We start from the raw sequence: 4,366 nt of genomic DNA, 5'->3' as shown, positions 1-4,366 counted from the left end.
TACTCAAACTTCGTTACCTTTACTGCACCTGTAGTTCCATTTTGAATCTTGGCTTCTACATTGGCACAGGTAGCAGCGGGAGCGGCAGAATCAGTAATGGCAGAGGCTCGATCGCTTGTACCTAAACAAAGACTAACTGCTAATATCGATAGCAATACTTGAGTAGGTAATTGAGTTTTAACGAGATTGGTAAGCGTAGCAACTTTCATGGTGATGTTCCTAGATTTGTTAATTAGACTCGCTCTATATTAAATAGATTAGCTAGAGAGAGTTGGTAAAAGTCATCAAGTCTGGCTGATTTTCATCCTCCATTCTTGCTGTTATTATTAGTACGCGCTCGTGATGCGATTGGATCGAAATTCTCAAACTTTTTTAGAAAAAAGATTCTCTAAAGTGCTGAAGCCTTTGCAAGGCAAACAATACAGTGTTTTGAATCGGGATGTAAATCTTGAGCTTCAAGCTGAAATACAGCATTTTGCAACTAAATAAATTAGGATTGAGAGGACTCTTAAAATTTTACAAACAGAGTTTAAAGAAAAAGTTGTAACAGTAAATAAACCGTTATCGATCGAGTTTACAAAACAACCGTAAAATATATTGAGCTAAGTGTAGTAATCCATTTGGTGGTAAATTCTCTTTTACACTCTATGAAAAACTCACCTGATGCCGAACTGGTGCATAATTTGCGGCTCGGTCAGCATCAAGCTCTCACTGTGCTGTACGATCGATATGCTGGGTTGGTGTATAGCATCGCTCACCAAATCTTGCAAAACGATCGGGACGCAGAAGACCTCACCCAAGATATTTTTTTAACATTTTGGCAAAATAATAGCTTTAACCCAGATCGAGGGTCTGTAAGTAGTTTTTTAGGACTACTGACTAGATCGAGAGCGATCGACAAAATTCGGAAGCGGACTACTGCTAATAGTTTTTTGTCTCGGTGGCAAAAAACTATTACTGAGGAATCTACAGCTCCCTCCCCATTAGAACGCGCGACAACTGCTGAAATTAAAACTAGTATCCATCAGGCGATGCAAGCATTACCAGAATTACAGCGTCGAATCCTCAATCTGAATTATTATCAAGGTTTGAGTCACAATCAAATTGCTGAGTCTTTGAATCTCACGCCTGGAGTTGTCAAAAGTCGTCTCCGACAGGCTCTGGTGCAACTCAAGACACAGTTGGCTGGTGTGGACAGATTAGAAATAGATTAACCATGACAAATTCCACCCTTTCTGACGAAACAAAAGAGCTAGCTGCTGGGTATGTGCTAGATGAATTAGAGCCATCTGAAATAGAATTGGTCGAGCGCATGATGTTAGAAAATCCAGCTCTGCGCCAAGAAGTGCGAGAACTACAGATGGTCTTGGGCGGTCTTACACTAGATGTACCTCAACTACAACCACCAGCTCATCTGCGCGCTAAAGTCCTGCAATCCTCGGATATCGATGGTCGAGTGGTAGCAGTACCACCAAAAAAAAGGAATTGGAGTATGGTTGTCGCTATCTCTGCTCTCATTGCTGCGGCAGCATTATTACTCGACAATCTCCAACTGCGACAAGACCTCAATTTTGCTCGACAACAAACTCCCGAACGGCTTGCTAGCTTGTTACAACGCCCCAATAGTAAATTAGTCGCTTTAACAGCTCAAACTACTGGCGCGTCTGGCGGTACAGTGCTATTTACGCCAGGAAAATGGCAAGAAGTAGTGGTCTCAGTTAAAAATTTACCACCCTTACCAGCAAACCAGGTCTATCGGCTGTGGTTGACCCTAAATAATCAGCAGACTATTTATTGTGGTGAATTTCGCACCGATGGAAGAGGAAATGCTTCCCAATCTATTAATCCACCCCAAGTACCACCTCCTGGCACCAAAGCCACTGGTTTGTTTGTCACGGTAGATCGCGAAAATGCCCCAGCATTACCCACCGGAACCCGGATTATATCTGGGGAAATTTAGCAGATTTAAACCAAATTGCTGTTTAATCCTCAAGACATTAACTGCGGCGTTGAATGACTTGAGGAGCGGCCACCGATAACGGTGCAGCCACATTGCCAGAGAAACTATGCTGGAGATCGACACCCGCCCAAGCACCTAACAGATTTTGCCCTAGAGCGAGCCACTGTGGAAGCTCCTGAGTGGCAATATAGCCATTGAGGGGGATTTCGGTCAGACTGTTGTGTGCGCCTGCGAGAATGCCCGTCAACGCCTGGGTAAGTTGGGAACGATCGTCTAGTCGATCGGCGCGACGAGTTGCTAAACTAAAGTCTTCAGGGGTCGATAGGAAGCAATAAATTGCCAGTAATGTAGGGGTGACAATTGGGTGCGGGGTAGCGGCTAATCTCTGGGCGACTCGATGCAGGCTACTCGATCGATCGAGTAGCCGCTCGATCGTGCTAAGTTCTTGAAAGATGAGTGGATGAAGATTGGTCATATCGTCCAGGAGTTGGGTAATAATCTGCCTGGGATCGAACGATTCTGTAAGCGATCGAGATATAATGTAGCCGATAGCCACCGCACTAGAGCAGGTTTCCCAGTCTAGTTGCCACCCATGACTGACATTAATTAATGTTTCTCGCAGTTTGACTCGATCGTCGTGAAAAAATAACATTAAGGGTAGCATTGCCACGATCGCGTGCTGAGGATCGGCTAGTTCTAAAAACATCTGTTGCGACCAATCATGCGGGTCGAATTTACCTCGATCGATTAAGTTAGTAATTCCTTTCTTTAGGGCTGGTATTGTTTCAATTAATAGTTGATTCGGTGCAATTTGGTAGCGATCGAGATAGATAATATTGCCACCAATTAATGCACCCTGAAATCTAGTTAATAATAAGTGTTTCATTCCCAATTTATTTAGCCAGAAAAATGTTAATATTTTTAAATGTATTAGACGAACTTGAATAATTACTCAGCCCTTATCATCTAACTTCATGCTGTATCCCGATCTATCCGTTCCGAGTATGGTATCCGAACCGATTACTGGATATGCTCTCGGCGATCGAGCGGCGGGATTGGTAGAAGTACTCGTCGATTGTCCGGGCACTCAAGCTTTATATACTTATAATGTACCGGAACGATTGAAGATTCGGGTTGGTGATATTCTTAGCGTACCATTAGGTGGGCAAGTAGTTGGTGGAATTGCGATTAGATTTGTCGATCGACTGCCAGAAAATCTCGCGATCGATAAAATCAAAGATATCGATGATGTTGTTGCATCGGGACTATTTAAAGCTAATTATTGGCAGTGGTTGGAGCAGATTGCTGACTACTATTATACCCCACTAATTCAAGTTATTAAAGTTGCCCTGCCGCCGGGATTGTTAACTCGCTCGCATCGACGGATTCGATCGATTTATCTAGATGCCAATTCAGATGTTTTCTTAGGCGACATTGCCAAAAAAATTCTCGATTTATTGAACTCGCAATCGGCCAGAAACTATAGCTGGCAACATATCCAAAAGCAGATTCCGCAAGCTCGCAGAGGTCTGCGCGAATTACTCGACAAAAATTTAGTCGAATCTTATTTAGAGTCTGGCAAAACTCAACAGCCTAAATTGCAAAAAGCGGTAGTTTTAACATCCGAGCTATTTGGCAACGATTTAACCGAGCGACAAAGATCGATCGTCGAAATTTTAAAACAGCATCAGGGCGAATTGTGGCAATCAGATTTATTGAAGCTAATCGACACCAAAAGTTCCTCAATTTTAAAAGGGATTGCTGAGAAAGGATATATTGCGATCGTCAATAAAGAAAAATTGCGATCCGAGCCAGGAGTAGATGGATTAGAACGAGAACCAGCCAAACAACTCACCCCAGATCAAGCCGCAGCATTAGCAGTTATTAACGAGCTGTCAGGATTCGCCCAAGTTCTATTACATGGAGTCACAGGTTCTGGTAAAACCGAAGTATATCTACAGGCGATCGCGAAAATAATAGCACGACAGCAATCGGTATTGGTATTAGTCCCCGAAATTGGATTGACCCCCCAATTAACTGACAGATTTCGATCGAGATTTGGCGATAAAGTTGGCGTTTATCATAGTGCCCTCAGCGACGGCGAACGCTATGATACGTGGAGACAAATGTTAAATCAAACCAATCCTATTATCATCGGTACTCGATCGGCAATTTTCGCACCATTACCCAATCTAGGACTAATTATCCTCGATGAAGAACACGATTCTAGTTTCAAACAAGACCAACCAGCACCCACCTATCAAACCAGAGATATCGCCAACTGGCGCGCTCGTCTAGAATCTTGTCCCCTCATTCTCGGCTCTGCTACTCCCTCGTTAGAAACGTGGGTAAGTGCTAGGGAGACTGGGAGACTGCGAGACGGGGGGACGGGGAGACAGGGGGACG

5 protein-coding genes are annotated in these 4,366 nt (G+C 43.7%); 3 read left to right on the top strand and 2 right to left on the bottom strand.

Translation table 11 applies throughout. The features are described 5' to 3' along the window. Window positions 1-209 (bottom strand): hypothetical protein (locus tag RMO79_RS18435; RefSeq protein ID WP_310484702.1); only part of this gene is annotated, 209 nt, incomplete at its 3' end. 438 nt (window positions 210-647) lie between these two features. Here RMO79_RS18435 and RMO79_RS18430 point away from each other — a divergent pair. Together RMO79_RS18430 and RMO79_RS18425 are read left to right on the top strand one after the other, a co-directional pair. Next, a complete protein-coding gene (locus RMO79_RS18430; protein WP_310484701.1) occupies window positions 648-1,214 on the top strand; it encodes a sigma-70 family RNA polymerase sigma factor in 567 nt (188 codons plus the stop codon). 2 nt (window positions 1,215-1,216) lie between these two features. Then, the gene (locus RMO79_RS18425) at window positions 1,217-1,960 is read left to right on the top strand and encodes an anti-sigma factor (RefSeq protein WP_310484700.1); all 744 of its coding nucleotides are present in this window, start codon (window positions 1,217-1,219) and stop codon (window positions 1,958-1,960) included. A gap of 37 nt (window positions 1,961-1,997) precedes the next feature. Here RMO79_RS18425 and RMO79_RS18420 read toward each other — a convergent pair whose 3' ends face one another. Beyond that, window positions 1,998-2,846: an ADP-ribosylglycohydrolase family protein gene (locus RMO79_RS18420; protein WP_310484699.1), complete on the bottom strand. Its 849-nt coding sequence runs from the start codon at window positions 2,844-2,846 to the stop codon at window positions 1,998-2,000. Between the two features lie 88 nt (window positions 2,847-2,934). Between RMO79_RS18420 and priA the strand changes: the two genes are divergently transcribed. Then, window positions 2,935-4,366 (top strand): primosomal protein N' (gene priA / locus RMO79_RS18415; RefSeq protein ID WP_310484698.1); only part of this gene is annotated, 1,432 nt, incomplete at its 3' end.

It is taken from the genome of Chamaesiphon sp. VAR_48_metabat_403 (genome assembly GCF_031422475.1).
In the GTDB taxonomy this organism is placed as follows: domain Bacteria; phylum Cyanobacteriota; class Cyanobacteriia; order Cyanobacteriales; family Chamaesiphonaceae; genus Chamaesiphon.
Note: the sequence above shows the minus strand (reverse complement) of the source record. Positions and strands in the feature narration are given on the sequence as shown.